This is a genomic window from Prescottella sp. GW823-FHT02E09 (assembly GCF_058797375.1).
In genome coordinates, this window is the sequence record NZ_JBXAJP010000024.1 from 1 (window position 1) to 1,192 (window position 1,192).

Below are 1,192 nucleotides of genomic sequence, written 5' to 3' on the forward strand. Positions count from 1 at the left end.
CTCACCCTTCGAGGATGGCGAATCCCTTGTATCCGGATTCGGCGACTTCGGCGATGATCCGGCTGTAGACGGCGAGGCCGCCGAGGAAGGCCATGAACACCCGCGGGCGGCCGGGGATGTTGGCGCCGAGGTACCAGGAGTTCGCGGTGTTGAGCAGTGAGGCTTCGGCGCGGGTGCGGCATTCCTCGCCCCAGTCGGCGACGGCTTCGGGGGTGCCTTCGATGCCGGCGGCACCGCGGGCGTCGAGGTAGGCGATGGCGTCGGCGACCCAGTCGACGTGGAGTTCGGAGTGCAGCACCATGTTCGCGAGCACGGACGGGCTGCCGGGGCCGGTGAGGTTGAAGAAGTTCGGGAAGCCGTCGATGCCGAGCCCGAGGTAGGTTTCGGGGCCCGCGGCCCACTTGTCCTTCAGGGTCTGCCCGCCGCGGCCGACGATCTCGAGCTTGTCGAGAGAGCCCGTCATGGCGTCGAACCCGGTGGCCAGGACGATCGCGTCGAGGTCGTAGTGCGCGGCGGTGGTGTCGATTCCGGTGGCGTCCATGCCGACGATCGGTGCGGTCTTGAGATCGACGAGTTCCACGTTGTCGCGGTTGTAGGTCTCGTAGTAGCCGCTGTCGGTGACGATGCGCTTGGCGCCGATCGCGTGGTCGGTGGGGATGAGCAGGTCCGCGATCGCCGGATCGTCGATGACCGCGCGAACCTTCTCCTCCCAGAAGGCGCGCGCGGTGTCGTTCGCGGCCTGGTCGCTGAGCTGGTCGGGGAACGCCTTGGAGTACAGGACCCCGCCGAGCTGCCAACGCTCCTCGTACACGGCCCGGCGCTCCTCCTCGGACACTGCCAGTGCGCTCTCGGGATGCGCGCGGTGCGGGGAGCCGCCGCCGGACTCCCACGACAGGCGCCGGCGCTCGGCGTAGCCGGCCTTGTGCTCGGCGCGGGTGGCGTCGTCGAGCGGGGCATTGCCGGCGGGCACCGAGTAGTTCGCGGACCGCTGGAACACGAACAGGCGCTCGGCCTGCTCGGCGATGAACGGGATCGACTGGATACCCGACGAGCCGGTGCCGATCACGCCGACACGCTTGCCCGTGAAGTCGACGCCCTCGTGCGGCCAGTGCGCGGTGTGGAAGACGTCGCCGGCGAAGGTGTCCAGACCGGCGAAGGCCGGGGTGTTCGCGTTCGACAGCGGGCCGGCGGC

1 protein-coding gene is annotated in these 1,192 nt (G+C 69.6%); it reads right to left on the reverse strand.

Annotated features, from left to right (window positions below; genetic code table 11):
• Window position 1: 1 nt before the first annotated feature.
• The coding region (locus tag AC1RIF_RS27225; RefSeq protein ID WP_492604500.1) for a flavin-containing monooxygenase at window positions 2-1,192 on the reverse strand (1,191 nt) is incomplete at its 5' end.